Annotated in this window: 25 protein-coding genes, 1 tRNA gene and 1 pseudogene; 13 read left to right on the top strand and 14 right to left on the bottom strand. The window is 61.0% G+C overall.

Annotation, left to right across the window (positions count from 1 at the left end; all coding sequences use genetic code 11):
- The first annotated feature begins 55 nt into the window (after positions 1-55).
- The gene (locus tag I6E51_RS14520; protein WP_197109600.1) at positions 56-2686 is read left to right on the top strand and encodes a LuxR C-terminal-related transcriptional regulator; all 2631 of its coding nucleotides are present in this window, start codon (positions 56-58) and stop codon (positions 2684-2686) included.
- A 54-nt stretch (positions 2687-2740) separates the two neighbouring features.
- Here I6E51_RS14520 and I6E51_RS04935 read toward each other — a convergent pair.
- Both I6E51_RS04935 and I6E51_RS04930 read right to left on the bottom strand, forming a co-directional pair.
- A tRNA-Ala gene (locus I6E51_RS04935) sits at positions 2741-2816 on the bottom strand.
- 77 nt (positions 2817-2893) lie between these two features.
- Positions 2894-3748: a LuxR C-terminal-related transcriptional regulator gene (locus I6E51_RS04930; protein ID WP_197106223.1), complete on the bottom strand. Its 855-nt coding sequence runs from the start codon at positions 3746-3748 to the stop codon at positions 2894-2896.
- 119 nt (positions 3749-3867) lie between these two features.
- Between I6E51_RS04930 and I6E51_RS04925 the strand changes: the two genes are divergently transcribed.
- The 3 genes from I6E51_RS04925 (at position 3868) to I6E51_RS04915 (ending at position 7958) form a co-directional block, all read left to right on the top strand.
- Entirely contained in the window at positions 3868-5883 is a 2016-nt protein-coding gene (locus I6E51_RS04925) for an AMP-binding protein (RefSeq protein ID WP_197109599.1), read from the top strand.
- 162 nt (positions 5884-6045) lie between these two features.
- Positions 6046-6327 (top strand): DUF485 domain-containing protein, encoded by a 282-nt coding sequence (locus I6E51_RS04920; RefSeq protein ID WP_231599878.1) that lies wholly within the window; start codon positions 6046-6048, stop codon positions 6325-6327.
- The gene (locus tag I6E51_RS04915) at positions 6324-7958 is read left to right on the top strand and encodes a cation acetate symporter (RefSeq protein ID WP_231599654.1); all 1635 of its coding nucleotides are present in this window, start codon (positions 6324-6326) and stop codon (positions 7956-7958) included. The genes I6E51_RS04920 and I6E51_RS04915 overlap by 4 nt, the downstream gene beginning before the upstream one ends.
- A 92-nt stretch (positions 7959-8050) precedes the next feature.
- On the opposite strand, the gene I6E51_RS04910 is transcribed toward I6E51_RS04915, so the two are convergent.
- The 3 genes from I6E51_RS04910 to galU form a co-directional block, all read right to left on the bottom strand.
- On the bottom strand, positions 8051-8989 hold the full coding sequence (locus I6E51_RS04910; protein ID WP_197106226.1) for a hypothetical protein: 939 nt from the start codon (positions 8987-8989) through the stop codon (positions 8051-8053).
- 137 nt (positions 8990-9126) lie between these two features.
- On the bottom strand, positions 9127-9786 hold the full coding sequence (locus I6E51_RS04905; protein ID WP_197106227.1) for a GNAT family N-acetyltransferase: 660 nt from the start codon (positions 9784-9786) through the stop codon (positions 9127-9129).
- Positions 9787-9789: 3 nt separating this feature from the next.
- Positions 9790-10680 carry a UTP--glucose-1-phosphate uridylyltransferase GalU gene (galU, locus tag I6E51_RS04900; protein ID WP_197106228.1) on the bottom strand — a complete coding sequence of 297 codons (891 nt, stop codon included), beginning with the start codon at positions 10678-10680 and terminating at the stop codon, positions 9790-9792.
- A gap of 38 nt (positions 10681-10718) precedes the next feature.
- Here galU and I6E51_RS04895 point away from each other — a divergent pair, with 38 nt between their 5' ends.
- Both I6E51_RS04895 and I6E51_RS14515 read left to right on the top strand, forming a co-directional pair.
- Positions 10719-11309, top strand: a complete 591-nt coding sequence (locus tag I6E51_RS04895) for a 5-formyltetrahydrofolate cyclo-ligase (RefSeq protein ID WP_197106229.1) — start codon at positions 10719-10721, stop codon at positions 11307-11309.
- Between the two features lie 7 nt (positions 11310-11316).
- Positions 11317-11457, top strand: a pseudogene (locus tag I6E51_RS14515) (FmdB family zinc ribbon protein); the annotation flags it as partial.
- Between the two features lie 14 nt (positions 11458-11471).
- On the opposite strand, the gene I6E51_RS14510 reads toward I6E51_RS14515, so the two are convergent.
- A complete protein-coding gene (locus I6E51_RS14510) occupies positions 11472-11711 on the bottom strand; it encodes a hypothetical protein (protein WP_307783904.1) in 240 nt (79 codons plus the stop codon).
- Between I6E51_RS14510 and mscL the strand changes: the two genes are divergently transcribed.
- A complete protein-coding gene (gene mscL, locus I6E51_RS04885; protein WP_197109596.1) occupies positions 11710-12111 on the top strand; it encodes a large conductance mechanosensitive channel protein MscL in 402 nt (133 codons plus the stop codon). The two genes, I6E51_RS14510 and mscL, sit on opposite strands and share 2 nt — an antisense overlap.
- A gap of 60 nt (positions 12112-12171) precedes the next feature.
- On the opposite strand, the gene I6E51_RS04880 is transcribed toward mscL, so the two are convergent.
- Together I6E51_RS04880 and I6E51_RS04875 are read right to left on the bottom strand one after the other, a co-directional pair.
- Complete coding sequence (locus I6E51_RS04880; protein ID WP_197109595.1) at positions 12172-12420, bottom strand: hypothetical protein; 249 nt, start codon at positions 12418-12420, stop codon at positions 12172-12174.
- Complete coding sequence (locus I6E51_RS04875; RefSeq protein ID WP_231599877.1) at positions 12420-16070, bottom strand: ATP-binding protein; 3651 nt, start codon at positions 16068-16070, stop codon at positions 12420-12422. The genes I6E51_RS04880 and I6E51_RS04875 overlap by 1 nt, the downstream gene beginning before the upstream one ends.
- Positions 16071-16332: 262 nt before the next feature.
- Between I6E51_RS04875 and I6E51_RS04870 the strand changes: the two genes are divergently transcribed.
- Positions 16333-17631, top strand: a complete 1299-nt coding sequence (locus I6E51_RS04870; RefSeq protein ID WP_197109593.1) for a hypothetical protein — start codon at positions 16333-16335, stop codon at positions 17629-17631.
- Between the two features lie 78 nt (positions 17632-17709).
- On the opposite strand, the gene I6E51_RS04865 is transcribed toward I6E51_RS04870, so the two are convergent.
- Entirely contained in the window at positions 17710-17991 is a 282-nt protein-coding gene (locus tag I6E51_RS04865; protein ID WP_197106235.1) for an iron-sulfur cluster assembly accessory protein, read from the bottom strand.
- A 201-nt stretch (positions 17992-18192) separates the two neighbouring features.
- Between I6E51_RS04865 and nhaA the strand changes: the two genes are divergently transcribed.
- The gene (gene nhaA, locus I6E51_RS04860) at positions 18193-19500 is read left to right on the top strand and encodes a Na+/H+ antiporter NhaA (protein ID WP_307783814.1); all 1308 of its coding nucleotides are present in this window, start codon (positions 18193-18195) and stop codon (positions 19498-19500) included.
- Between the two features lie 37 nt (positions 19501-19537).
- Complete coding sequence (pdxH, locus tag I6E51_RS04855) at positions 19538-20179, top strand: pyridoxamine 5'-phosphate oxidase (RefSeq protein WP_197109592.1); 642 nt, start codon at positions 19538-19540, stop codon at positions 20177-20179.
- A 161-nt stretch (positions 20180-20340) separates the two neighbouring features.
- On the opposite strand, the gene I6E51_RS04850 is transcribed toward pdxH, so the two are convergent.
- Both I6E51_RS04850 and I6E51_RS04845 read right to left on the bottom strand, forming a co-directional pair.
- Positions 20341-21558 carry an ammonium transporter gene (locus I6E51_RS04850; RefSeq protein WP_197106237.1) on the bottom strand — a complete coding sequence of 406 codons (1218 nt, stop codon included), beginning with the start codon at positions 21556-21558 and terminating at the stop codon, positions 20341-20343.
- Between the two features lie 224 nt (positions 21559-21782).
- Entirely contained in the window at positions 21783-22679 is an 897-nt protein-coding gene (locus I6E51_RS04845) for an SDR family oxidoreductase (RefSeq protein ID WP_197109591.1), read from the bottom strand.
- 135 nt (positions 22680-22814) lie between these two features.
- Here I6E51_RS04845 and I6E51_RS04840 point away from each other — a divergent pair, with 135 nt between their 5' ends.
- The 3 genes from I6E51_RS04840 to I6E51_RS04830 all read left to right on the top strand — a co-directional run bounded on the left by I6E51_RS04840 (position 22815) and on the right by I6E51_RS04830 (position 25199).
- A complete protein-coding gene (locus I6E51_RS04840) occupies positions 22815-23111 on the top strand; it encodes a hypothetical protein (protein ID WP_197109590.1) in 297 nt (98 codons plus the stop codon).
- 85 nt (positions 23112-23196) lie between these two features.
- The gene (locus I6E51_RS04835; protein ID WP_197106240.1) at positions 23197-23895 is read left to right on the top strand and encodes an ABC transporter ATP-binding protein; all 699 of its coding nucleotides are present in this window, start codon (positions 23197-23199) and stop codon (positions 23893-23895) included.
- Positions 23892-25199, top strand: coding sequence for an ABC transporter permease (locus tag I6E51_RS04830; RefSeq protein ID WP_197109589.1), 1308 nt, complete (start codon positions 23892-23894; stop codon positions 25197-25199). Before I6E51_RS04835 ends, I6E51_RS04830 begins: the two co-directional genes overlap by 4 nt.
- Here I6E51_RS04830 and I6E51_RS04825 read toward each other — a convergent pair.
- The 3 genes from I6E51_RS04825 to I6E51_RS04815 form a co-directional block, all read right to left on the bottom strand.
- Complete coding sequence (locus tag I6E51_RS04825; protein WP_197109588.1) at positions 25162-25581, bottom strand: hypothetical protein; 420 nt, start codon at positions 25579-25581, stop codon at positions 25162-25164. The two genes, I6E51_RS04830 and I6E51_RS04825, sit on opposite strands and share 38 nt — an antisense overlap.
- Positions 25582-25674: 93 nt before the next feature.
- Positions 25675-26346, bottom strand: coding sequence for a hypothetical protein (locus I6E51_RS04820; protein ID WP_197109587.1), 672 nt, complete (start codon positions 26344-26346; stop codon positions 25675-25677).
- A 56-nt stretch (positions 26347-26402) separates the two neighbouring features.
- On the bottom strand, positions 26403-26870 hold the full coding sequence (locus I6E51_RS04815) for a plastocyanin/azurin family copper-binding protein (protein ID WP_197109586.1): 468 nt from the start codon (positions 26868-26870) through the stop codon (positions 26403-26405).

The following is a 26870-nucleotide window of genomic DNA, read 5'->3' as shown; positions in this document are numbered from 1 at the left end:
CCACCGCGAGAATGGTGATGAGGGGTGCTTTGTGCGTGCCCAGAATCGGATGACAGTGCCAACCCAGAGTCGAGATGCCTCCGCGCGTCGCACCGACGGCAGCGGCATCCCGCTTATCCCACACGGATTCATTGAGCGCACTCGTCTGAGTTCTCTGCTCGATTCGGCGCGCGATAGCGCCCTTATCGTGGTGCGTGGTTCCGGCGGCTCGGGAAAATCCGGTCTCGTGGCATCCTGGTTACGCGACCAATCTCCTTCGGCGGCAGCGCCCCAGCGAGATCTGTGGGTCTCGCTCGACGATGGAGCTCGCTCACGCTCGAGTTTTTGGCGCAGGATCGTCCGTGCTTTCCAAGCAATCGGTTCTGTGACTGACGAGAGCCCCCTCTCCAATTTCATTCTGGGCTACGCGGAGCTCGATGACGTTCCGGGGTTGGTATTGGCCCAGCTCGAGCACGACCGCATTGCCACTCGTCTGGTACTCGACGACTTTCACCTCGTCGACGACGACAATGCGCTCGACATCGTTTGGCTGCTCAAACAGAGCCACTGGCTCACGATTGTCGTTACGACTCGACGCCGCGGTCACTTTGAAGCCCTCGACGTCGCGGCGCGCATCCACTCGACTGTCATCACCGAGAACGCTCTCGCTTTCACGCCGGAAGAAACCCGCGACCTCTTCGCGAATGCAACACGATTCTCGGCGGAGCACGCCCTCATTGCTCACGCGGCGACCCGAGGCCACCCCCTCGCGACGCGCATCGCTGTCACCCTTCTGATGCAGCGCCCCGAGTCAGTGGACGCACCCGTCGCTGACCCCGCTGCACTCACGCGCCAGTTGGCCGCCCACATCGCCCAGAGCCTTCTGCCGGCGTTTGCGCATGCACACCAACTGCATTTTGCGGCAGTTGCGTCGCTCCCCCCTGAGTTGTCGATCGCGTTAGCCAGCACGCTGAGCGGCCGGAGCATTGTCGACGCTGAATCGACTCTTGAAGAATTTGCGAATGAGGGTCTTGGTGAGTTCCGCGAAGTTGGTTCCACATTTGTGTTCCGGTTTCATCCGCTGATCTCAGAGGCGCTCCAGATTCACGCAGCACACAGCCTCAGCGCCGAAGAATTGCGCATTGCCCGCCTCACGAGCGCCACGCAGTTGAGCCAGAGCGGCAACGGCCTTGAGGCCATAAAACTGTTCATCAGTGCAGGAGCGTACGAACAGTTGTGGCCGACTGTCGCCCACCATTTCTCCGAACTTATCGTCTACCAACAGGATGAACTTCACACGCTTCTGAGCGAGTTACCGACCGACATCGTGGCGTTGCACGGCACCGCGGCCATTTCATTAGCCGTTGTCATGAGCGAGCGAGAACGCACTCCCTCCGCCCGTCTGCGCCAGCTCGTCGCGCACGGAATTGACAGTGTCGATTCGGAGTGGCCGCGTTCCCTGCCGCACGAAAGACTGCTGCTTTCGTTGGCACGGTTTGCTGGGCTCAGAGCCGCGCGTCGCTACGAGGACGCCGCCGCCGAGGGGGATCGATTTGTCGCCCAAGTCGAACTTCTCAGCGCTGCAACCCGTAGCGCGACGATGCACGCCATCAGCGCAGGAATCATCCAGATCGTGATCACGAATATTCTGCTCGGACGCTGGGAACGGGCAATCAGCATTGCCCACCTTCTCGCTGCCGATCACCATGAAGGACGCACGCAACACCGCTCGAGTTTGCTGGCCTATGTTTATGCGTTCACCGGGAACATGCGTGACGCTTCTGCCCAATTGGATGCCGTGACCCACGTCAACCGCCCCGGTTGGCGCACGAGCGTGCCATCGACCGGCTGGCACATTGCATCGGCCTTGCGGGATCTCGAAGACGGTCAGCCGGAACGCGGACTTGACGCTATCGCCCTCGTCGGCGCACGCCTCGACCACCTTGAACACTGGCCAACCATCGTGTGGACTCGGGCCCGACTGCAGCTTGCCGCTGGCCGCCCCCAGGTCGCGTTCGATGAGCTGACTGCTGCGGTAAAGCAGAATGAGTTCCGCCCAATCAGCGACTATGCGCGCTCACTCCTGCAATCGATGAAAGCCGACCTTCAGCTAGCGCTCGGCCACCGCACGACTGCTGAACAGGAACTTGACCGCGCAACTGGCTCGGACACGTGCGCGGCGATGCTCGCTCGGGCGCGACTCGCGCTTTCCTCTGGCTCCGCCCCTACGCCGTCCAGCACCCAGCATCCTGAGTTCATTCACGCACACGGAACACCACGAGAATTTGCCGAAGCGCTGCTGTTGGACGCCGCACGCGACGCTCTCCGCGGCCATGAGACGGATGCCGAGAAGTCGCTCCGACGAGCGGCCGACGTCATGTCGCGCCATGGTCTCACGAGCCCTAGCGTGATGGTCCCCCACACGGAATTGCGAGAGCTTGCCTCGCGTCGTGCACCAGAACTCGTCACACTCTTTGATGCCGTGGCCCAGCCGTTCGCTCGGATCGCGCTCATCAACCCGTTGAGCCCTCGAGAGCGTGAGGTGCTCGCCACTCTTGCACAGGTGTCACGCCTGGAAGATGTGGCACAGATTCTCTTCATTTCCGTGAACACGGTGAAATCTCAGCTGCGCAACGCTTACCGCAAGCTCGATGTCAGCTCTGGCCCAGATGCCGTGCGGGTGGCAACCGAGAACGGCTTTATCTAGCGACCGCAGCTCTTTCGTGTTTCGCGAACTGGCCGATGGCTCTGGCTAAGCGAGTGGTGGACCCTAGGAGATTTGAACTCCTGACCTCCTCGATGCGAACGAGGCGCGCTACCAACTGCGCCAAGGGCCCGTACTACAGCACCAACGATATCACTCAGGAACGAGCGTTCGACACCTGAGATCGACTGCTGTGGCACTCGGCCAGCCCTAGGGCATCAACCCAAGCTTGCGTGCGGTGGAGACGGCAGTGAAGCGTGACGACGCATCGAGCTTCTTCATGGCGCTCCCCAGGTATCCCTTAACCGTTTGTTCCGTGAGCGAGAGGAGTGCAGCAGTGCGCGCGTTGCTGTAGCCAAGCGCGACACATGAAAGCACATCCGTCTCTCGCGGCGATAGCTGCACGGTCGGGCGAGCCTGCGCAGCGTCAGCTCCACTGCACAACGCTTCAGACATTCCGCGCCCGATGTCGCGAAGCTTTTGCCGCACCTCCCGATCCGAAACCGTGGCCGCAAGTTGGCGAAGCTGAGCGAACTGTTCCCGAAGGTGTTCCTCCGCGACCGGTGACAATCCCCCACCCTGATTCGAGCGCAGCGCCAGCATTCGGCGCGTGACTTCGTCGCGAATGGCAAGCTCATTACCCAGAGCGGTAGCAATGGCCACTGCAGGTCGTGCCGCCGCAGTATCGGGCTCCACGAGGAAGTGCGAGCCGGCGTAGATGAGGCCCCGAAGCGTTCCCCCGGCAATGATCGGGATCGCCAAGAGTGACACGACGCCTTCGCCCAAGACAGCACCGTCATAGTCATGGGTAATGTCGGGCGAGTGCTCGTAGTCGCGAGTAAAACGTGGGCTGCGTTGAGCCATAGCTAGCCCACCAAGGCCGCGCTCTTTTCGCACTTTTAGACCATCGAGCTTGCCCGTTCGAGCACCGCTAAAAGCGTTGACGGTGAGCTCAATTCCCGAGGTGAGGCCGCCAAACGACAGGCTGAAACCAGTGCTCGCGGCGATCTCCCGAGTGGCCTGTTGGATCAAATCGAAGTCACTTGGTTCAGACATCTGCGTCATTGCGGATTCCCAACTTTCGGGGGTATTACGTGCTGTACGCCCCTCCGTAATCTGAGGCTAGCACGGGATTCTCCCGCCTCAACTGAGAATCCACATCAAGCATTTCAAAGGAGAAATCGATGTCAGATGCCCCTTCGCTCGAGCGAGTCTCGGCGCAGAGCACGATTGTGCGCTCGCGCCAGCAGAGCGGTTCTTTCGCTGAAATTCAGGAACATGCCACTCACGACCCGCACGGGTTTTGGCTCCAGCAAGCCTCCCGGGTTGAGTGGATAACCCCGCCAACGCTTTCCATACCAACGCACGCCCTTGAACCCGGAACCGACCAGGGCTGCTGGTTCGCCGACGGCACGCTCAATATGAGCGTCAATGCCCTCGACCGCCACGTTGCCGCCGAGCGAGGAGGCAACCCTGCTCTCATCACCGACTCCGCCATGACGGGCGAGCAACAAGTCCTCACCTACGCGGAACTGCTCGAACGCGTTCGCTCGTTCGCCGGCGCACTGCAGGAGCTCGGAGTCGGCGTTGGCGATCGTGTCTTGATCTACTTGCCAATGATCTCTGAGGCTGTTGTGGCGATGCTCGCGTGTGCACGCATCGGCGCCATCCACTCCGTCGTGTTTGGAGGGTTCGCCGCCAACGAATTGGCCGTTCGAATCAACGACGCCACGCCATCCGTGATCGTGACCGCGACGGGAGGCCTCGAGCCATCCCGCACCGTGGAGTACCTGCCGATCGTGCACCAAGCCATTGCGCTGAGCACCGGAAGCGTACGTTACGTCGTGGTCAAAGATCGCCCGCACATCAACGGCGACATCGCCGAATACGCCACCAGCTCCACCGGCACCACCAGCGGAGGCTCTCTCGACGTGGCCTGGCTGGACTGGGATGAGCTTGAGGCCGCCGCTGTGCCGGCTGACGCCGTCGAAATGCGCGCTCAAGACCCGCTCTACATCCTCTACACCTCGGGCACCACCGGGAGCCCCAAAGGAGTCGTTCGCGATACCGGCGGTTACGCCGTGGCACTGCAGTGGGCAATGAGTCATATCTACGATGTCGGCAACGACAGCACGATCTTTACCGCTTCGGATGTCGGCTGGGTCGTTGGCCACTCCTTCATCGTCTACGGCCCATTACTGGCCGGCGCGGCCACCGTCTTGTACGAGGGCAAACCTATTGGCACCCCCGACGCAGGAACCTTCTGGCGCATCATCCAGGACTACAAGGTTGACGTGCTCTACACGGCCCCGACGGCGCTCCGCGCTATCCGGCGTGAAGACCCCACGCTCGATGAGCTGGGAAAATATGACATCTCCAGCCTGCAAGCGGTGTATCTCGCGGGTGAGCGCCTCGATACTGAGACCTGGCACTGGGCCAACGACGGCATCCGTGTTCCCATCATCGACCACTGGTGGCAGACCGAGACGGGATGGCCAATCTGCGCAAATCCGCGCGGAGTTCAGCAGCTACCGGCTAAGGCGGGATCGACTGGCGTGCCGATGCCGGGCTTCCAACCCCGCATCCTCGACGGTGACGGCAACGATGTGACGACGCCGGGCACCGAGGGAAACATTGCTATCCAGTTGCCCCTTCCTCCCGGCGCCCTCATGGGGCTCTGGGGCAGTCCGGAGCGGTTCGCGAGCTCCTACCTCGACGAGTTTCCCGGGTACTACGCCACGGGCGACGCGGGTTACTTTGATGACGACGGCTACCTCTTTGTCATGGGTCGCACCGACGACGTCATCAACGTGGCCGGACATCGCCTCTCGACAGGGTCGCTGGAGGAAGTGCTTTCGCAGCATCCGGATGTCGCTGAGTGCGCGGTTCTCGGATTGCACGACGAGCTGAAAGGCCAGCGGGCTGCTGGGTTCATCACGATGAAGCACGGCCGCAATCGCCTGGAGCACGATCTCGCCATCGAACTCGTGGCGCTGGTGCGCGAGGTCATCGGCCCGGTCGCCGCCTTCCGCGACGTGATGGTTGTCGAGCGGCTGCCCAAGACGCGCTCGGGCAAGATTCTTCGCAAAACTATTCGCCAGATTTTCGACGGCGACGAGGTGCGCATTCCTCCGACGATTGAAGACGTCACCGTGCTTGATGCGCTATACACCGCTGCCGGCCGCACTCGCTCCCCCTAGTTCCCGCTTCACCCATTCCCCTATCAATTGTTTGTGGCAAGGAGGCCCCAAATGTCTGATGAAAGTTCCCCCACGAAAGATGTGCTCTCCCCGCCCGGCGAGACCGGCAACGCGCCGAGAGTGAAGCCGGGGCTCGATTATCAAGAGGAGGAGAAGGACCCCATGTTCATCGAGCTCAAACGGCGACACCGCTCGTTTGTGTTCCCGCTCACGGTCTTCTTCCTCGTCTGGTATTTCACCTATGTGATCTTGGCCGCATACGCGCATGACTTCATGGCAACGCCCGTCTTCGGCGTCATCAACGTTGGATTGCTGCTCGGCTTCGGCCAGTTCATCACCACGTTCGCCATCACCATGACGTACGTATCGTTCGCTAATCGGCGGTTGGATCCGCTCGCCGCCCAGATCAGAGAAGATCTCGCAGCAAAGGAGTCTGCAGCATGATCGCCACCACCCTAGGAATGCTCGCCGCCGCGGCCGTTGATGCTGAGTCCCAGAGCAATCCGGTTCTCAACATCTCGATCTTCATCGGGTTCGTCGGAATTACGCTGTTCATCGTTATTCGCGCCAGCCGCAACAACGCGTCGGCGGCAGATTATTACGCGGGCGGTCGTTCGTTCACCGGACCGCAAAACGGGTTCGCCATTACCGGGGACTACCTCTCGGCGGCATCCTTTCTCGGCATTGTTGGCGCCATTGCGATCAATGGCTATGACGGTTTCTTGTACTCCATCGGCTTCTTGGTGGCGTGGCTGGTCGCCCTGCTCCTCGTAGCTGAACTCATGCGCAACACCGGCAAGTTCACGATGGCGGATGTACTTTCCTTCCGCCTGAAGCAGCGTCCGGTGAGAATGGCAGCAGCACTAACGACGCTCGCCGTCTGCTTCTTCTACTTGCTCGCTCAAATGGCCGGAGCTGGCGGTCTCGTCTCGCTGCTCCTCGGCATTGACGACAAGGTCGGTCAGTCCATCGTGGTCGCCATCGTCGGTGGACTCATGATCCTGTACGTGCTGATTGGCGGCATGAAGGGCACCACGTGGGTGCAGATCGTGAAAGCGTTCCTCCTCGTGGGCGCCGCAATCGCGATGGCGATCTGGGTGCTCGTGCTCAACGGGTTCGACCTGTCGCGCGTGCTGCAGAGCGCGGTCGACAACTCCGTGGCGACACCCGCTGACGCCATCTTGGCGCCGGGGCTCAAGTACGGCGCGAATCCGCTCGACTTCATCTCACTGTCGCTCGCCCTCGTGCTGGGCACGGCAGGCCTGCCTCACGTGCTCATGCGCTTCTACACGGTGCCAACCGCCAAAGAAGCACGGCGCTCAGTCGTGTGGGCGATTTGGCTCATCGGCGGCTTCTACATCCTCACCCTCGTGTTGGGTTACGGTGCGGCAGCCCTCGTAGGTTCCGCAACGATCCTGGATGCTCCGGGCGGAGTGAACTCTGCGGCTCCACTACTGGCGCTGCAACTGGGCGGGCCACTGCTGCTTGGGTTCGTCTCGGCGATTGCGTTCGCCACCATCCTCGCGGTGGTGGCCGGGCTCACGATCACGGCAGCGGCATCCTTCGCTCACGACATCTACTCCAACGTGATCAAGAAGGGCAAGGGAGACCCGGATGCGGAAGTCAAGATCGCGCGTCGCACCGTCGTCGTGATCGGTGTCCTCGCCGTCGCGGGAGGTATCGGTGTTCAAGGTCAGAACATTGCCTTCCTCGTAGCTCTCGCGTTCGCTGTTGCGGCAAGCGCGAACCTGCCCACGATCCTGTACTCCCTGTACTGGAAGCGGTTCAACACTCGCGGCGCAGTGTGGAGCATGGTTGGTGGCCTCTCGGCAGCGGTTCTGTTGATCGTGTTCTCGCCCGTCATGAGCGGAACACCGACATCAATGCTGGGTGAAGGCGTGAATTTCGCTATCTTCCCCCTTCAGAACCCCGGCATCGTCTCGATTCCACTCGGGTTCGCGCTCGGTTGGTTGGGGACGATCACGTCGCGTGAGAAGGAAGATCCGGCGCTTGCCGCCGAGATGGATGTGCGTTCACTCAGCGGTCACGGGGCTGAAACAGCGACAACACACTAGAACAGCGACGGGGCGTGTTGTGCGGAGAATCTCCGCACGGCGCGCCCTATTGTTCTGCCCGGTGCCGAGCAACGAATCAGGAGCGCGAGATGCTAGCTAGCGCGACGACGAGCAAGCGCGGCGTCGAGGTCGAGCGAGTTGCCCGATTCTTCGACGATACCCATCCCAGCGAAACGACTGGGGACGGATGCCACAACCGGAGTCTCCGCCGCGGCGGTCGCTGCACGCTCAGCATCACGCGCAAGTTCCCTTTCGCGAGTAGCCGAGGCCATCGCGACAGTGTTTGCGCGCAGAGCCTGCTCGGCGGATTCCGCCGCGGCCCGAAGCTCGCTGTCGATCTGCCCGGCGTGGCGGGCTGCCGCAACGGCTGATTCCGGTGCGTTGCTGCGGGTCAAGTACATGGGCTTCGGCACGGGAACCGGGGTCCAGCTGACCTTTGACGTGACGTCTTCGATGGGAGCTTCTGACGAAAGAACAACGCGACGGCGGGGTGCGGCGGTACGAACTCGTGGTGCACTGCTCTCGCGACGGCTGCGTGAGCGTTCTGCTAGCCGCGACAGCATCGCACTCGCACTAATACCCGCCATCGTGGCGGCGGCGAGAACAAGCCAGGTGCCAGAAATGATGGCGGCTCCGGCTGTGATGATCATGACGATCTGCACAGCAATAACGGCAACGCTCGCGAGGAGGACTGCGCCCGTGAAGGCGCGCGTGCGGCGCAAGCGTCGCGCGGAGAGGGCGAGAGCTTGCTCTCGAGTGGGTGGGGTAACGGCGCGACCGACCGCGACCGGTCCTTGGTTCACGCTTGCCTTGGCGAGTTCCGCCGCTTGCCGTGCAACAGCTTCGGCGCGCACCTCGTCCGGGATCTCTGAGGTCTGCGCGAGAATGCGGATTGTTTGCTGAAGTCGAACGGCATTTCGTTCGGTAGCCAAGTACTCGCGATTCTTGAACCAGTTCGGCACCAAGTACACGAGCCACAGCGCCGCAGCGAGCGCGATCATAACGCCGCCGCCGATGCTGGTGAGTTCCATGGCTATACGCTACGAGTATCCGTGCGTGTCGGGCTGTCGGCACGCGGTAGTGACGTGACAAGTTGCTGAGAGTCCCCCCGGCAACAACGGCTACAGCGCGTTGATGTGCGCTCGCCGATGAGATGCGCGAGAGCGACTTAGCGCTGGGGAAGCGCCAAGGGGTGCGCGGCCCGCACACGGTCCTCGGCGGGAATATGAGCATCCTGCTCGGGGGCGTTTCCTGATTTCCACCGTTGAAAGACTCCCTGAGGAAGCTCTTCGACCGTGAGCGCGAAACAGAAGTGATCACGCCAGTCGCCATCGATGTGGATGAAGCGGCGACGCAGTTGCTCGTAACGGAACCCCAGCTTCTCAACCACACGAAGGCTCGGCTCGTTCTCCGGCCGGATACAGATCTCCATGCGGTGAAGACCGAGCTGAAAAAAACAGTAATCGGTGGCGAGCGCTACCGCGGTTGGGGTGAGACCTTTGCCAGCGAAGCGTTCTGACACCCAGTACCCGAGGGATGCCGAAGCGAGCGACCCGTACGTGATGGACGACACGTTGAGTTGGCCAGCGACTACGCCGTCGTATTCAATGACGAACGGCAAACCGGTGCCCACGCGAGACTGTTGCAGTAGACCGCGGATGCTCGACTTCACGTCGAACGACGACGGACCAACCGGGCTGGTGGCCTCCCACTTGCGAAGCCACCCCCGGTTGTCACGGAGTTCTGTTTCTAACGCACGAGCGTCTCGCACCCGAATGGGCCGAATACTGATGTTTCCGTCGCCAAGCGTCGGAATGCCAAACGCCATCCGCTAGTCCAGTGTTGAGCTGAACTGCTTAAGCCACGGGCGCAGGTCAGGGCCCAGGTCGTCGCGCTCAACAGCAAGCTGCACGATGGCCTTGATGTAGTCGAGACGGTCACCAGTGTCATAACGACGGCCGCGGAACACGACGCCGTAAACGCCACCGGCTATATCGTTCTCTGCCATCTCCTGCAGGGCATCCGTCAATTGGATTTCGCCGCCCTTGCCGGGATCGGTGCGCTCAAGAACCTCGAAGATTTCTGGCCTCAACACGTAGCGGCCGATGATGGCGAGGTTGGAGAGCGCCGTGCCCTGAGCCGGCTTCTCGACGAGTCCGGTGATGTGCACAACATCGGGATCATCGGTGGGTTCCACTGTCGCGATGCCATACATGTGGCTTTGCGCGGGGTCGACCTCCATGAGAGCAATGATGGTCGCGTTGCGGCCCTCTTGCTCCTCGAGCATGCGGGAGAGCAGAACGTCGCGGTCGTCGATGAGGTCGTCACCGAGCAATACGGCGAACGGTTCGTGACCCACATGCATTTTGGCGCGGAGAACGGCGTGGCCGAGACCGCGCGGGTCACCTTGACGTACGTAGTGCATGTCGGCGAGGTCGTTAGAGAACTCGACCTTGGATAGCCGGTCAGTGTCGCCCTTTTGCTGGAGCGTCGACTCCAACTCGGTCATTCGATCGAAATGGTTTTCAAGAGCGTTTTTGTTACGCCCAGTGATCATCAACACGTCAGTGAGGCCAGCGGCAACCGCCTCCTCTACGACATATTGGATGGCCGGTTTATCTACAACCGGCAACATCTCCTTCGGCATAGCTTTCGTTGCCGGGAGAAATCGTGTGCCCAGACCTGCAGCAGGAATAACCGCTTTAGTAATCTTCGTAGCCATAGGTACAGCGTAGTCGGCCAGTCTCGTAGAATGCTTATATGACCGACGACGTCAGTCACGATAAACGTGCACTCCGGGCCGAATTACGCGAACGCCGACGCATCTGCACCGCCAAAGAGCGGGAAGAATTTAACACTGGTGTAACAGAGCACCTCATCGAGCTCACTCAGAGACTCGGATCTACCTCGATCGCCGCCTACCTTTCCACCACCGACGAACCAGAAACCCGCGGATTCTTGCACTGGGCCTGCGAACACGACATCACCGTGCTGCTTCCCATCTCGCGCGCCGACGGTCTGCTCGACTGGGCTCCCTACGACGGCGAAGATGAAGACCAGGACCTCATCGGGATGCCAGCGCCTACGAGCGACGTGCTCGGCCCGATCGCCATCAATGATGTCGACCTCATCATCGTGCCTGCGGCATCCGTGGATCGTTCCGGCATGCGCATGGGCTGGGGGCGCGGCTATTTCGACAAGACCCTCGGCTCCATGGAGACCAAGCCGCCCGTCTACGCCGTGATCTTCGACAGCGAATTTGTGGATGAAGTTCCCACCGAAATTCATGACCAACCAGTAAACGGCATAGTTACCCCCACGGGAATTGTGACCATCACCGAGCACAACTAAGGATCTCGTGCCTACCTATTCCTACCGCTGCACCGAGTGCGACAACGCGTTCGATATTCAGCAATCGTTCACCGACGACTCGCTCACGGTGTGCCCCGCCTGCCAAGGCAAACTGCGCAAGATCTTTTCCGCCGTCGGAGTCACCTTCAACGGCTCTGGCTTCTACCGCAACGATTCGCGTTCCACCACGAGTTCGAGCGACTCAAGCTCCGGCTCCGGCTCCGGCTCCGGCTCCGGCTCCTCGAGCTCACAACCGTCATCGCCGGAGAAATCCGGCTCAAGTTCGAGTGATTCAGGGTCGTCGAGCTCGTCGACTTCTTCCACTACTTCTTCGTCATCTTCTTCATCATCGGCCGCTAAAGCGTCATAGTTGACGTATCCCCTACTAAAAGGAGCCCCCATGTTAAGCGGATTCAAAGAATTTATTCTGCGTGGCAATGTCATCGACTTAGCCGTAGCAGTCGTCATTGGCGCTGCGTTCACGGCAGTCGTCAACACCATTGTCGAAGCGGTTTTCAACCCGCTCATCGGCGCCCTGTTTAGTGCAGAGTCACTGGCGACAGCACTCCCGGTCGAGGTTGGCACCAGCGGGGCAGTGATCTATTTCGGCGCGGTCATCGCGGCGATCATCCAGTTCGTGCTCGTCGCAGCCGTCGTGTACTTCGCGATCGTTGCCCCGATGAACTACGCCAACAAGCTCGCGAACGCGCGCAAGCCGGTCGTTATTGAACCTGAAGCCGGCCCCACCGAAGCAGAATTGCTTCTGCAGATTCGCGACCTGCTCGCTAAGCAAAACAGCTAGCGCACCGCAACTCGCAGCTACCGCTGTAGCTCACACACTATCGGCGAGCGGCCAAGGCACTTACCCCCAATGCGGAGGTTTGTCGCCCTTGAGCCGCTCGTCGTTTTCGTTAACCTGATGCCGTTCCGGTTCAGCAGGCGGATGCGGATCTGACCCCGCCGGCGGAGCCGTCGTCACGCGGCGACGCTTCGTGGGCTTCGCGCGCGGCTCGCCCGACTGCTCGGCTCCCGCCGCACTGCACTGCTCGCCCTCAGACGCTCGATCGCTCGCCGGTGCGCCCGACTGCTCGGGGTGGGTGCTGTCTGTCATTACTGCTGCGGACGGGTGGCGGGGATGATCGTGATGGGCTCGGTCGTGGGAGCAGGTTCTGCTCCGAGCATCCGGGCTACCTTGTCGGCAACCTGATCGGGGTCGCTGAAGAGTTCGAACGCGTGCACCCGCAAGTAGTGCCAGCCGAGACGACGTAGCAACTCAGGACGCAAGCGCAGCGATTCGCGCAGGCTTGATTCGTGAACCATGGCGTCGGTTTCGATGGTGCCGCAGCGACCACCGCGCGAGGCGACGAGGCCGAGCTTGCCCCGGTGCCCGAGCGAAACGCGCAGTCCGCGAGCTTCGAGGCGGCGAGCGAGGTCAACGAGCATGGGGTCGCTGTCGTCGGGCACAGGAACTTCAGCAAAGCGGGCATCCACTTCGTCGAGCACTTCAGCCAGAGCAACAGCGCCGTGCTTCATGCGCCCGTCGTCGAGGTCTTCTGAGCGGAACGATGTGACGATTTCGAGCGAACGACGTGCCCGCGTCATCGCGACAGCAAGCAGGCGCTCTCCCCCGGGCTCACCAAGCGAACCGAAGTCGGAGAGCACGCGACCGTGTGGTGTGCGGCCATATCCGATGGAGAAAATAACGCGGTCGCGGCTTTGGGCCACAGCCTGATCAATCGTGGTGACCGTAAACGGTTCGGCACGATCGCCGATGATGACATCGAGCAGTTCCGGGCGACGACGGCTGACGGCATCCAACACCGCCTGCATGACACGAACAGAGTGCACGGGGCTTGCCGTGATGACCATGAGCGACTCTTGCGGACGCTTGGTGGCGTGGTCGAGAACGAGTTCGACAACGCGAGAGACTTCGGCGTCAGGGCTTTCAACAGCACCAGAGTCAGGGTCGGGCATTCCAATTCCGTCAGCGACGTAGCTGACAGCGAGGCTGCCGTGACCGAGGAAACTTCCCGCCCAGGGCAGCGACTCGATCTGGCCGTCATAGAAACGACGGTTGACCAGTTCGGCGAGCTCTTCACCGCCGGGGCGGTAGCTGCGCGTGAGAGTGAGGGTCGGCAGCAAGCCGCTGAGCTTCGCGAAAGCAGAGTCGTCAACGAGTGCTTCGCGCGTGTCGTCGTCAACGAGCGGTGCAGCATCGCCGGTCGCATCGCGCACCGCCGTCTCGAACGGTGTCGGCGATTGAATGACAGGGTCGCCAATAACGACGACTTGCTTCGAGCGGCGGATTGCTCCGGCCGCTTCGGCGACCGTCACAGCACCGGCGTCAACCAGCACGACGGTGTCGAACGGCATGGTGTCGACAACCGAATCGATTTCGTAGGGCGAAGCAAGCCACACGGGCGCAATGGTGCGCGACAAGTGGGGTGCCGAGGTTTGCACGTCGAAGGACGTGAGTCGTTCCTTGGCGAGAGCGCGCTTGAGAGCACTAGCCTCATCGGGCCAGTCGACGAGACCGATCTTCCAGTTTTCGGCGATCTGCCACGAAAGCTGCTTGGCATTGGCAGAAGCGTGAGCTTCATCGACGAGACGGAAATCGGCTTCGAGACGGTCGACAACGCTCGTGTTGGCGTTGAGCAGCGCACGGTCAACTTCGAGCATGGAATCGAGGGCCGACTTCCACCACGACAGTTCGAGTTCTGCCGCCACTTGATCTTCAGGAACATGGCGCTGAGCCAAATCTTCGATCAGCGGATTCAGCTTGAGGTCACGCAAACTGCCCATGAGGGCGGTGCGCTCCTGCAGGTTGTTGAGCACATCAGATTCGGCCGCGAGCGACTCGACCTTCTCGATCAAGAACGGGATCGGAAGGCTCGAGAGATTCATGTGCGAGTCAGCGATGCCCAGCGGGATGTCGAGGGCTGCGAGATCGTCAGAAACCTGCTGGTACGACCGCTGCACTTCACCGATTCCCACGGGAACGGCTGGGCTCGCGCCTTCGGCCACGAAACGGTGCCACAGCACGCGCTGCTTCTGGATGCGCTTGAGAGCGCCGTGCATGTCGGGCACGCGAACGCCGGGGCGAACGTATTCGAGGGCAAGCTTCTTGAGACGGCGACGGTTCGCGCTCGTCATATCCGGAAAATCGCGACGCGGAGCAGTAGCGGCAATCAGCTCAGTGATGGCGCGGTCGAACACGGTCGGCACGAAGCGGTCAAGCGTTTCGCGAAGATCAACGAGCAGCCGCAAGTAGACGCCAAGCTCATCGATGCTCTGGAACGGACGCATACGGGTGTTCGAGACAAGACGGTTAGCGACATCCAGCAGCGACGACAACTGCTCGCTCGCACGCTGAGCAATACCGTGGGCCTTGAGAGCTTCTCCCCCATTGGCGAACTGGGCGCCATACCACGGCGAATCTCCCGGACCGTATTTGAATTCGCCGAGCTTGGCGGCAGCAATAATCACGCCGGTGGCTGCGCTGCGATCCTTCGCGAGCTTCTCCACTGCCTCCCGCGACAAACGAGCGGTCGTGGACGGCGGTGTCGGCAGCAGCGCCAAACGGCTGAGTTCTGAGACGCAATCGAGCACCGAGACACCAAGCACACCGTCGGCAACCGACATGGACTCGCGGTAGTCGAGCATGATCTTGCGCAAACGCAGCAGGGCGTCATCCACGTCTTCGATTTGTGGACGGCTGGCCTTCTCGCTGCGAGAAATGGAACGGATGATGTCGCGGCGAAGCGTGCGCGGTGCGACCGAGAGACCCGGCAGCCCGATGTCAGCGAAGCGGTCAGCGATCGATTGCAGCGATGCACGACGCGGGCTGACAACGAGAACACGCTTGTTCTGAGCAACAAGGGCACCCACCGCGTTCACGATGGTTTGCGTGCCACCGGTGCCGGGCAGGGTGCGAACGACGAGAGAGTTGCCTGCCTCGATTTGGGCAATCACATTCTCTTGTTCGGCATCCGCATCCAGCAGAAGATTGTCGGTCTGCGGCGAGCGCTCATCAGCGGAGAGAGCGGGAACCGGCGCATAACCTTCCTTGATGGTCCACGCGGCGGCGGTGTTGCCGGCGAGCGCGTCAAGGATGGGGTGCTTGAGATCTACAGCGTCATCGGCCAAACCGTGCGCGACGTCTGCAAAGGACGACACCACGAGGCGTGGGCTGACCGAGAAAGCGTCGAGGTGCGAGGTAAGACCACGCAACCGGTCAATAACCGGGTTCGGCTTGAAGGTGCCGTCGGCATCGGCGAGCGCGACAAACGATTCAGCATCGAGCCGCAAATGGAACTGTTCGTCAAGAGCGCGGGCAAGCGCAGGGTTCAAGAAGGCGGCACCACGAAGTTTGAGTTCAAAGTCACGACCGTGACGGCGAATAGCGAGCGGGCGCAGCAAGACGGGGCCGCAGAATTCGACATCATCGTGGGTCCAGCGAGCGATACCGATTCCCAGGTGCACCGAGTCAATGCCGCGGGCAGTTGCCAGCTCAAGGCCCTTCGCGGCGACAGCCCCAGCGGCTGTCTTCGCCGAGCGCAGGGCGACATCATCGCGGATGAGGCTCGACAACAGAGTGCGCTTACCGGTGATGAACTGGGCAAGACCACCGGGATGCGTCGTCGAAAGATCGACTCGCGTGCGAGGCGAATCAACGAAGTGGATGAGCGGCGAACGCCCACCCAGTTCTGACAATTGCGAACGCCACAGCGTCCACGTGGGCTCTGCAACGTTTCCGGCCATAATGTTCGGCTCACCAAAACTCAGCGTGTGAGGCGCTGTTACTTGAACGTGGGCGTGAGCGTGCTCGTTTTCGCCGTCGTCAACGTCATGGTCGCCCGAATCTGGGTCGACCGTGAAATCATCGGAAACTCTATCTGCACGCCACACACCGCCACCTTAAGCGAGTTACCTCCAGAAAGCGTGCAACAACCACGAGTTTCGCCAGACTCACCCGGTAGCCCCACCCCCAGTTCTCGCGACAAACCGCCCTAGAATACGGTGCATGGTGCCTCATGCCCTGCCCCTCCTCGTCGCCACCGACACCGCCGAACTCCTGCGCGGCACCACGATCGCCGTCGCCACTGTCGTCGTGCTCGTGCTGGCGATCGGGGTTATCGCTTTCATCGTCTTGTTTCGTCGCGGAGGCGACCGCGGCATCCGGGGAACGTCGTCGCAGTCGGCCTTGGAATCTCGCGCGGCCAGTCTGTTGGTGACGCTGGATGATCGGGTGCGCGAGGCCGACTACGAACTCGGTTTTGCGGTGGCCCAGTTCGGCGCCGCAGCCTCCCGCGACTTTGCGAGTGCTCTTGCCGAAGCGCGCGGCCAGCTCACGGAAGCCTTTCGACTCGGTCAGCAGCGTGACGACGTCTCCGCGACGGCCGACCATGTGCGCCGCCGCATCACCTTGCAGATGACAGCCCTGTGCGAACAGGCACTCGCGAAGCTCGATCGCTTCGATACCGCCTTCGCTGAGCGGCGTCGGAGCGAGGTAGGCGCAGCGGAGACAGAACAGCAATTGCGAGCCCGATTGACGGCTGTGCGGTTGCGGCAGACCGCGGCGCAGGACACAGTCGCGGAGCTCGCAACCACCTACGTGGAGTCAGCGGTGAAAGCTGCACGTCACCACCTCGATACAGCGAGCACCGCCCTCGATGAGAGCGAGACAGCACTGGATGCCGCAGCGCCCGGCATCAGCCCCACCGGCGTTAATGCGGTCACCGACACCCTTCGCGCCGCCGCCACTGCTCTTCATCGTGCCGATCGCGCCGTGTCTGCTGCCGAGAGCGCCGTCAACGAACTAGCCCAAGCCGACGCTGCGGTGACTCGGATGCGCGCGGACAGCGCGAGCGACCTGCTCGAAGCGCGGGTGGCACGAGAAACTGCTCCCGATCCGACGAGTGGAGCGCGCATTGTGACTGCAATCGCTGCCAACGAAAGGGCGCTCGAGCAGACGGCGCCGGCATCCGGAGTTCTTCATGATCCGTTTGAGCAGTTGGCCCTGCTCGGGGATGCTGCTGCTGAGCTGGATACGGCTCTTGCGACGGCGCGTAACCAGCAACAGCGGTTTGAACACGCACGCGCTGCCTACCAAGGGACTCTGGTGGCGGCACGGAGTCAGATCTCCGTCGTGCACGAGCTTGTGGGACGCAGCGGCGCAAGTGCGCGCGCCCGGACTCGACTAGCAGAGGCGGAGCGCCAGCTAATGATCGCTGAAGCTGAGACTGATCCGGTTGAAGCATTGGATGCTATTCGCCGGTCGGTTACTCATGCTCGAGATGCTGACGCTCTCGCCCGCTACTAGGTACAGAATTCAATCGACCGCGCGCCGACGAATTCTGGTCTAGCTACAATCTGGTCTAGCTACAGAAGTAGTAACTAGTTAAGCGTTGTCGACGATGGCGAAGTTCACTGCGCCGTTCTCGCCCACGCTGGCATCGAGCGTCTTGTCGCTCAGCGCGACCGAGGCGTTCTCTTCAAGAAAAACGCGGGCGCCGTCAGCTTCGACGACAGAGTCGCCAGCCTCGGGTGCCGCAACGACGGCGACGGTGAGGTTAGGGGCACCAGGTTCCCCGTTAATGCGGAGGCCCGAGGCTTCCGTATTGGGGTCCTGCTCGACGATCGTCTTGACGACCGTGGTGGCTGTTTCGGTGAGGGTGAGCATATGTTCGTCCTTCCAGGTTCAGCGAGATGAAACCCCCACGCTTCCTTAGTGAGTGGCCGTCAGCAAGCCTGAGGCGTGATTCTGAGACAACTCCCATGGTCAGTGGAGCGCATGGTCAGGCCCGCGGCCTTTCCGTGCACTCCCTCAGGCGCACAACCGGTAGAATTGCGAGCGGAGTGCCGGGAAGTCTGGTCGGCGATTGTGTCGGCGACCCCGCTGACGAACCTCAACGTCTGGAATTTTGTGACCACATCCGTCAAGAAACTGAGCCCCCGCAAGCGAGTACGCCGGTGGGTCACCATGGAGACCACCAGCGGCGTGCTGCTGATGGTTGCCGCAGCGATCGCCCTCATCTGGGCCAATTCGCCGTGGCGTGACGGCTATGCAGCTCTTGCCGAGACCACCATCGGCCCTGAGGCTCTTCACCTGAATCTCTCGCTGGCCACTTGGGCGGCAGACGGCCTACTCGCGATCTTCTTCTTCGTGGTTGGCGTCGAGCTTAAGCAGGAGCTTGTTGCTGGCAGCCTGCGCAAACCACGCGAAGCCGCCGTTCCTGTCTTTGCTGCAATCGGCGGGATGCTCTTTCCCGCGCTACTCTTCACGCTGATCATCCTCGTTTCGGGTGACTCGACTGCGCTCGGAGGCTGGGCGATTCCCACCGCCACCGACATTGCCTTCGCCCTCGCAGTGCTCGCGATCTTCGGTCGCGGACTCCCCCGCGCCCTGCGCACCTTCCTGCTCACAATGGCTGTCGTCGACGACCTGCTCGCGATCATCATCATTGCCCTCTTCTACACAGAGAGCATCGACCTCCTCTCGCTGCTGTTCTCACTCATCGCGATCGTGCTCTTCGGCTTCGTGGTTCGCTCACGCAAACCTCGCTGGTGGCTGCTGGTTCCCCTTGCGCTCGTTGCCTGGGCATTCATGCACGACTCCGGAGTTCACGCGACTATCGCAGGCGTCGTTCTCGGCTTCACCGTTCCAGCGAAACTCATCCACGGAGAGAAAGACACTCGCACGCACGCGTTCGACGATGCGGTCCGCCCCACGTCATCCGGAATCGCGCTGCCCGTCTTCGCCTTCTTCGCCGCCGGAGTTTCCCTCGGTGGTGACGGTGAAAGCGTCAGCGACGTAATTGTGCAGCCCGTTGTCGCTGCCATCATCGTCGGGCTGGTGGTCGGAAAGATCATCGGAGTGCTCGGCACGACCGCTCTCATCACCAAGGTGACAAAGTTCCGTCTCGCCGACTCGATCGGGTTGCGAGACCTGTTGCCCATCGGATTCCTCACGGGAATCGGCTTCACTGTCTCCCTGCTCATCGCAGAGCTCTCCTTCCCCGACAGCGAACACACCACTGGTGCAAAACTTGCCATTCTCATCGGCACGGGACTCGCGGCGATCCTCGCCGCGATCAGCCTCCGCTGGGATTCTCGACTCGCTCGCAAGCGCGACATGAACGAGGACGGCATCCCCGACCGCAACAAGGCCCTCATCGAAGACGAGGACTAACCAGCGCGCACCCCGCACGCTGTCGAAAGGATGCACCGTGTCCGACCCTTTGAGCACCCACACCGACTACGGCCAGCTGCCGCTCAATGATTCGGATGTGCTCGCTGATCCCATAGAGCAGTTCCGCCTCTGGCTAGCAAATGCCAGCGGAGCGAATGTCTACGAACCCAACGCGATGGTGCTGTCGACCGTTGACGCCGACGGCTCCCCCAGTAGCCGCACCGTGCTGCTGCGCGCCATCGACAACACCGGATTCGAGTTCTTTACGAACTACAGCTCCATCAAGGGCCGCGCGCTGCTGGCGAATCCCGCCACGGCGCTCGTCTTCCCCTGGTATTCGATCCACCGGCAAGTGCTCGTGCAAGGAACCGCTCGGCCTGTCGCTGCTGCCCTTTCTGACGCGTACTTCGCCACGCGACCGCGAGGTAGTCAGATCGCGGCGCACGCCAGCGAACAATCGCAACCCCTCGCATCCCGGGCCGTGCTTGAAGCCCGTGTGATCGAGCTCGAGGCTGAGTTCGAAGGCCGCGACGTGCCCCGACCGGATGATTGGGGTGGCTTTGTCGTTGAGCCCTCGACGATCGAGTTCTGGCAGGGCCGCAGCTCCCGCCTTCACGACCGCGTGCGCTTCACGCGTGCCGCCTCTGGCGAGTGGGAGCGGATGCGGTTGCAGCCGTAACCTGCCTCGACGACGCGCACGCCTACCTCCGTGTACGCGCACGCGCACGACGAAACCCCGTTTTCCCTGGCATGGACCAGAGGGCGCGGGGTTTGTTCGTTAACCACCAAAAGAGGGACACAGTTGCGATAACAACTGTGCCCCTCCCGAGGTTGTGGGTTCTACTTAGCCGATACAGTTTCCTGCGTCGACAGTGCATAACCCGACTCGCCGTGGACGGCGAGGTCGATACCAGCAATTTCTTCTTCCGAAGTAACGCGGAATCCGATGGTCTTCTGAATCGCGGTTCCGATCAACCAGGACATTACGAAGGAGAAGATTGCTACGGCGAGCACGCTGATCGTCTGAACGGCGAGCTGTCCTGCATCTCCACCAGTGAAGAGTCCGGTGTCGGTGGCGAAGAAGCCAAGGTAGATGGTTCCGATGACGCCGGCGACGAGGTGGAGTCCCACTACGTCGAGCGAGTCATCGAAGCCGAGGTTGTACTTGAGCTCGATAGCGAGAGCACACACGGCACCGGCGACAAGACCGAGAACCAAGGCCCAACCAGGCGTCAGGTTTGCACAAGCGGGGGTGATGGCAACGAGACCAGCAACAACACCCGATACGGCGCCAACTGCGGTGGCCTTACCGGTGCGGAGCTTCTCAACAACGATCCAACCGAGGATTGCTGCGGCAGGAGCGGCGAGCGTGTTGAACACGATCAGGCCGGCCTCGTCTGGATCGCTAGACGCACCAGCGTTGAATCCGAACCAACCGAACCAGAGCAGTGCTGCACCGATAAGGACGAGAGGAACGTTGTGAGGCTGGGTGATGTTCTTGTTGAAACCAACACGCTTGCCGAGTACCAGGGCGAGTCCGAGAGCAGCTGCACCAGCGTTGATGTGAACGGCGGTACCACCGGCGTAGTCGATAACTGCAGGAAGGCCACCGAGGCTATCTCCGAGGTTCTGGATCCAGCCACCGCCCCATACCCATGCAGCAACGGGGAAGTAAACGAGCGTTGCCCACACACCGGTGTAGATCATCCAGGGTCCGAAGCGAGCACGGTCTGCGATGGCACCGGAGATAAGTGCGGTGGTGATGATGGCGAAGGTTCCACCGAATGCAACAACGAGGAGGTCAGAGCCGGCGACGCCTTCTTGACCGAAGTTGCTGAACGGGTTGCCGGCGAACGACCAGACCGATCCGTCGATCGAGCTCATGTTTGCACCGATGAGGATCCAGAGAACGGCAACAAGGCCGAGCGATCCGAAGCTCATCATCATCATGCTGACTACTGACTTCTCTTTTACGAGTCCACCGTAAAAGAATGCCAAACCGGGGGTCATGAGCAGCACTAATGCAGTGCTAATGAGTACCCATACGACTGTATCCATCTCAACCTCTTTCGCTTTGTGCGCCCTGTGCACACGGATGCTTTTGCGGATTGTCAGTGAGTGTCGGGTTATTCCACTCCCACTGACCCGCACGACAAAGCATCCCGTCTTAGCGTTTCGTTAGACCCTCAGTTATGTTTCGGGAACGTTAAACGTGACCGTTGGGTGTTACGTAAAGGTTTCAAGAAGCCAAACGTATTCGGTGAATCCAGCCGCGCACGTGGCTAAGGCGTCGGAATTCCACCATTCGCGTTGAGGGTTTCGCCGATGACATAGCTCGATTCAGCCGATGCTAGGAACACGTACGCCGGCGCCATTTCAGCGGGCTGACCGACTCTCCCCAGAGGGGTGTCGTGCCCGAAGCTGGCGATTTTCTCCTGAGGCTGTCCATCTGACACCTGCAACGGTGTCCAGACTGGCCCCGGAGCAACCGCGTTGACTCGAATACCGCGTTCAGCCAGCTGAGCCGCTGTTGCCTTCGTGAACGAATTGATCGCGGCCTTCGTCGAGGCGTAATCGACAAGCACCGGTGATGGCTTGTAGGCCTGAACGGAAGTGGTGTTGATAATTGTGGAGCCCGCCGGCAAGTGTTCCAGAGCGGCCTTGGTGATCCAAAACATTGCATAGACATTTGTCTTGAACGTCTGATCGAATGCCTCGTCGGTGAGATCTTCCAGCTTGGTGCAAAAGACCTGTTTTCCCGCATTGTTCACGAGAGTATCGAGGCCGCCCAGTTTTTCGGCGGCGTCTGCGACGAGGGTGCGGCAGGCTTCCGCGTTCGAAATGTCGCCAGGGAAGAGGTGGGCTTGCTGACCGGCATCCCGGATATAGCCGGCAATGCGCTCGGCATCGCTCTGTTCGCTCGGGAGATAGGAGAGGGCGATATCGGCTCCTTCTCGCGCGAACGCAATTGCGACAGCGCCCCCAATACCCGAGTCGGCACCCGTAATAAGTGCCCGGCGGCCCGAAAGGCGGCCGCTGCCACGATAACTGTCTTCGCCAAGGTCAGCGAGCGGCTTCAACTCTGAGTCAAGACCCGGTTCCGGCTGATGCTGCTTCGGAGGCGAAACCTTCTCGAAGCGAGTGGTTGGATCAACGAAGGTGTACTGGTCGTGTGCCATGGTCTCCCTTTTCTCACAAGCGGCTAGCGCGGTGGCGCCACTCTCACTGTAGAAAAGAATTACTCAGCATCCCCTCAATTCCATCGAACCATGATGCTTTTCCCAGCGAGCACAGAGAGAACGTAGAGTTGGCGGATGCACGACGACGCGCCAGCAGGCATGCCCGACAACGCCACTCCCCCAGCGAAGCCCTCCCTTGTGAAGGCACGCATCCGCCAACTCACCACTCCGTGGTGGCGACTGGTGTGGCTCATCGGCGGGCTCATCTGGGCCGTAGTGTTTAACGTCATTTATGTAAACACTGGCGGAGATCAAGAATGGTGGGGCGTCGCATCCGTGGTGCCCATTGCCCTGCTGCTTGTCGACGTGTTGCGCATCGAACGCCTCGAGCGTGCTGCTGAGCAGAAACGCCAAGCAGCGCTCAAGAAGTAGACCGCAGAAGATACTTCTCTCGCCGTAGGCCAGTGACTCCCCTCGGCTGACTCGCTCAGCGCTGAAGTCAGCGAGACTGGGGCGTATGACTACCCCCATCATCCGAGTCAAGGATGTCCACAAGTCCTACGGCAAAGGCCCTAACCGCTTTGACGCCCTCAAAGGTGTCACCTTCGACATCAACGAGGGCGAGAGCGTCGCGATCATCGGCAAGAGCGGATCGGGAAAGTCGACCCTCATGCACGTGCTTGCGCTTCTTGATGCCCCGACCGCCGGAACGGTCGAGCTTGAAGGGATCGACACCAGCACGTTGAAGGGCAAGAAGCTCAATCGTGCGCGCAACAAGACGTTCGGATTTGTGTTCCAACAGTTCTTTCTCACCGCCAACATCTCCGTTCTGGAGAATGTGATGCTCCCGATGAAGATTGCCGGGGTGCGCCGCAGCGAGCGGAAGGCACGCGCGCACGCCGCTCTTGAGCAATTGGAGATGGATGACAAAGCGTCGAACAAGGCCGTCAACCTGTCGGGCGGTCAGAAGCAACGTTCGGTGATTGCCCGCGCGCTCGTGAACAACCCGCGCATCATTTTCGCGGATGAACCCACCGGAAACTTGGACACCGCGACGGGAGGCAATGTCGAGGACATTCTCTTCGCACTCAACCGCGACAAGGGCATCACCCTCATTGTCGTCACTCACGATGATGAGTTGGCTGCCCGCTGCGATCGCCGCATTTACATTCGCGACGGACTCCTCGTGAACGACACCACGGAGGTGGCCGCATGAACGCCCTCGACCTGATCGGCACCGCCGCATCCAATACCTTCCGCTCGAAGACCCGCACCGTTCTGACGATCCTCGCGATCTTCGTTGGTGCTTTCACGCTCACCATCACCAATGGCCTCGGCACGGGCATCAATCGCTACATCGATGACACGGTGACCTCGATCGGCGCGGAAGATGTTATGACCGTGTCAGTAAGCCAAGACGCCAACGCCGGCTTCGCCGACAGCTCTGGGCCCGCCGAATACGACCCCGATGCGATTGCCAGCGATGGCTTCAACCGCCCCGGCTCCACCGTGGTGGCCCTCACCCCCGACGATCTAGAGACGCTCGCTAACATTGACGGCGTGCTCGATGTTGAGGCAACCAAGTCAATTTCTCCTGACTGGATCCAGTCAGGCGACGGCCCCCAGTACCTGACCTCCGTGGGCGGACTCGTTGATGGCCAGACCGTGCAGCTTGCAGCCGGCACAGCTCCCTCCGCCGATTCGGATGCCTTCGAACTGAATGTGCCAATCTCTTATGTGGAATCGCTCGGCTTCGCTGACGCGGATGCCGCGGTGGGCCAGACCCTGACGATCGCGATCACTGACGCGGAACGCACCCAGCATCTCGTCGACGCGACCATCGTGGGCGTCGCCGAAGAAAGCATCGCCGCCACTGGTGCCGGTGGACTGGTCGTGAACGATGCGCTGACTGACGAGCTGTACTCGACGCAGAACATCGGAATCGCTCTCGATGAGCAAGAGCGCTACGCCCAGGCGAGCATCCGCTTCGATGCTGCCGCGACGGATGCCGATGTCACGGCCCTCAAGGAACGCCTCACCGATGCCGGTTACACCGGCACGACCGTGGCCGACCAGCTCGGAACGTTCAAAACCATCATCGACGCCATCGTGCTCGTGCTGAACGCCTTCGCCATCATCGCCCTGCTGGCAGCAAGCTTCGGCATCGTGAACACCCTTTTCATGTCGGTACAGGAACGCACCCGCGAAATCGGTCTCATGAAAGCCATGGGAATGGGCGGCGGCAAGATCTTCGGACTTTTCAGCCTCGAAGCTGTCATCATCGGCTTCCTCGGGAGCGCGATCGGTGTCGGCATCGGGATGCTCGTCGGAACAGGCATCAGTTCGGTGCTCGCCGGGGCACTCCTCGCTGACCTCCCGGGGCTCACCTTGATCGCCTTCGACCCACTATCGGTCACCGTGATCATCCTGGTCGTCATGGCCATCGCGTTCCTCGCGGGCACCCTGCCCGCCGCCCGCGCTGCTAAGGCCGACCCGGTTGAGTCTTTGCGCTACGAGTAAGCAGCGCCACCGCGACGCCGCCGATTAGCGCGAAGCCCTGAGCGATGACTGCTATCACCTTGTCGGAATACCAGACAGGCTCGTAGATGACGGGAAGCCCAATTGCACTCAGGTCCAATGGAACATAAACGGATGCCACCAAGAGTGCAAGGCCGCCCGCCGCGATCACTGCCACGACCAGCCCGGTCCACCAGCGGTACACCGCCAGGACCAGAACGGCCGCGAGGATATTCATCACGCCCTGGATGCGGAACAACGCGCCCTGACTGACTAGCGAGCCGACAATGGCATCGAACGGAGTCGCGAGAACAAAGTGCACGTAGGCGTTAACCAGCAACGCGAGTGCAATCCAAATCCGTGCCGCAATACTGAAAATCTTCATGTACTTGCCCTTTCTCTCAACAACTTCCCGGAAACAATGAAACCGGCGGGGAGCGATTCGATCGCTCCCCGCCGGCTCACTCGTGAATTGGTTTTACTGAATACCCTTGTTGGCTGCAATTCCGCCAGCGAGAGCTGTTGCCGTCATCGGCATGTGTCCAGCAGCTTCCTTCAGCAGCGCGAAGTAGGCAGGGTCACCGGCGATGTTGGCGTCGATCGCTGCAATGAGCGATGAAGCGTGCGTCTCAAGGCCGGCCTGTACATCTTCAGCCGAGAGCTCAGGAACAACCGAATCCATCAGCTGGCCGAACGACACTGCGTAGCCGCCGAGATCTGACATTGCCTGGTCGATGCCAGCCTGGTCATCCGTTGCCTTCGCGACTGCATAGTTCACGAAGAACGGGATGTGCGAGCGCCAGGAATCGAGGAACGGCTGCTCGGCATCGGGGTAAGCCGAGCCCACGAGGGCTGCGATCTCGACCGAGTTGGTGTCGAGCGTTTCGACTGCTCCGGCAACATCGGCCGTCGTAAGGTCGCCACCATCGGCGAGCGCCTGGTCGATGGCTGCACCGGCGAGGTAGACGTGGTCAGCGAGCAGGGCCGTTAGCGATGCACGCAGTGCGGAGCCGTCACTGTTTACTGTGTCGACGACCATCGAAGAGTTGCTCTCATCAGTGGTGGCCGGAGCCTCTGTAGCTGCCGAGCAGCCCGAGAGTGTGAGTGCCGCTGCGAGTCCGAGACCGGTGATTGCTGTGAATTTACGCATTGCTTCTTCTCCTTGTTGATGTTTTTTGTTGGTGGTGCGTTGTGTCGTGCGGGTTCTTACGGTTCGACCGTGACGGTTGCGTTCATGGTCAAGTGCGGTTGGCAGTAGTACGAGTACTCGCCGGGTTCGTCGAAGGTGTAGGAGAACGTGTCGCCCTCCTGGCCCTTCGGAGCTAGGTCGTGGTCGAAGAGGCCGTCTGGTGTTTGCGTCCCGCGGAGACCGGTCGACTCGTTGACGTCGCCCCAAGCTCCGGAGGTAACGGTGTGACCGATCGTCTCGCCGTTCTGCCACGTAACCGTCGTACCGACCTTGACGGTGAGATCCTTCGGCATGAACTTCAGGCCGATAGTCGTGACAACGTTTTCGTCGGTTTCGGCGGGCTGTTCGCTCCCGCTCGTCTCGGACGGCGTCGTTGCGGACGGTTGAGAACCTGCACATCCCGAAAGCGCAATGAGAAGTGCTGGCAAGATGAGCGCACCTGCGAGGGTGGCTTTCGGTGCCCGAAGTGTTCTGGTGAGTGACAT

The organism is Salinibacterium sp. NSLL17 (assembly GCF_015864935.1).
Lineage (GTDB): Bacteria > Actinomycetota > Actinomycetes > Actinomycetales > Microbacteriaceae > Rhodoglobus.
This window is presented reverse-complemented; position numbering and strand designations above follow the sequence as displayed.

What these genes read in the sequence shown, in the direction of transcription:
- I6E51_RS04930 (WP_197106223.1), bottom strand. Translation starts at nt 3,748, where the DNA reads ATGACGCAGATGTCTGAACCAAGTGACTTCGATTTGATCCAACAGGCC.
- I6E51_RS04925 (WP_197109599.1), top strand. Translation starts at nt 3,868, where the DNA reads ATGTCAGATGCCCCTTCGCTCGAGCGAGTCTCGGCGCAGAGCACGATT.
- I6E51_RS04920 (WP_231599878.1), top strand. Translation starts at nt 6,046, where the DNA reads ATGTTCATCGAGCTCAAACGGCGACACCGCTCGTTTGTGTTCCCGCTC.
- I6E51_RS04915 (WP_231599654.1), top strand. Translation starts at nt 6,324, where the DNA reads ATGATCGCCACCACCCTAGGAATGCTCGCCGCCGCGGCCGTTGATGCT.
- I6E51_RS04910 (WP_197106226.1), bottom strand. Translation starts at nt 8,989, where the DNA reads ATGGAACTCACCAGCATCGGCGGCGGCGTTATGATCGCGCTCGCTGCG.
- I6E51_RS04905 (WP_197106227.1), bottom strand. Translation starts at nt 9,786, where the DNA reads ATGGCGTTTGGCATTCCGACGCTTGGCGACGGAAACATCAGTATTCGG.
- galU (WP_197106228.1), bottom strand. Translation starts at nt 10,680, where the DNA reads ATGGCTACGAAGATTACTAAAGCGGTTATTCCTGCTGCAGGTCTGGGC.
- I6E51_RS04895 (WP_197106229.1), top strand. Translation starts at nt 10,719, where the DNA reads ATGACCGACGACGTCAGTCACGATAAACGTGCACTCCGGGCCGAATTA.
- mscL (WP_197109596.1), top strand. Translation starts at nt 11,710, where the DNA reads ATGTTAAGCGGATTCAAAGAATTTATTCTGCGTGGCAATGTCATCGAC.
- I6E51_RS14510 (WP_307783904.1), bottom strand. Translation starts at nt 11,711, where the DNA reads ATGGGGGCTCCTTTTAGTAGGGGATACGTCAACTATGACGCTTTAGCG.
- I6E51_RS04880 (WP_197109595.1), bottom strand. Translation starts at nt 12,420, where the DNA reads ATGACAGACAGCACCCACCCCGAGCAGTCGGGCGCACCGGCGAGCGAT.
- I6E51_RS04875 (WP_231599877.1), bottom strand. Translation starts at nt 16,070, where the DNA reads ATGGCCGGAAACGTTGCAGAGCCCACGTGGACGCTGTGGCGTTCGCAA.
- I6E51_RS04870 (WP_197109593.1), top strand. Translation starts at nt 16,333, where the DNA reads ATGGTGCCTCATGCCCTGCCCCTCCTCGTCGCCACCGACACCGCCGAA.
- I6E51_RS04865 (WP_197106235.1), bottom strand. Translation starts at nt 17,991, where the DNA reads ATGCTCACCCTCACCGAAACAGCCACCACGGTCGTCAAGACGATCGTC.
- I6E51_RS04850 (WP_197106237.1), bottom strand. Translation starts at nt 21,558, where the DNA reads ATGGATACAGTCGTATGGGTACTCATTAGCACTGCATTAGTGCTGCTC.
- I6E51_RS04845 (WP_197109591.1), bottom strand. Translation starts at nt 22,679, where the DNA reads ATGGCACACGACCAGTACACCTTCGTTGATCCAACCACTCGCTTCGAG.
- I6E51_RS04840 (WP_197109590.1), top strand. Translation starts at nt 22,815, where the DNA reads ATGCACGACGACGCGCCAGCAGGCATGCCCGACAACGCCACTCCCCCA.
- I6E51_RS04835 (WP_197106240.1), top strand. Translation starts at nt 23,197, where the DNA reads ATGACTACCCCCATCATCCGAGTCAAGGATGTCCACAAGTCCTACGGC.
- I6E51_RS04830 (WP_197109589.1), top strand. Translation starts at nt 23,892, where the DNA reads ATGAACGCCCTCGACCTGATCGGCACCGCCGCATCCAATACCTTCCGC.
- I6E51_RS04825 (WP_197109588.1), bottom strand. Translation starts at nt 25,581, where the DNA reads ATGAAGATTTTCAGTATTGCGGCACGGATTTGGATTGCACTCGCGTTG.
- I6E51_RS04820 (WP_197109587.1), bottom strand. Translation starts at nt 26,346, where the DNA reads ATGCGTAAATTCACAGCAATCACCGGTCTCGGACTCGCAGCGGCACTC.
- I6E51_RS04815 (WP_197109586.1), bottom strand. Translation starts at nt 26,870, where the DNA reads ATGTCACTCACCAGAACACTTCGGGCACCGAAAGCCACCCTCGCAGGT.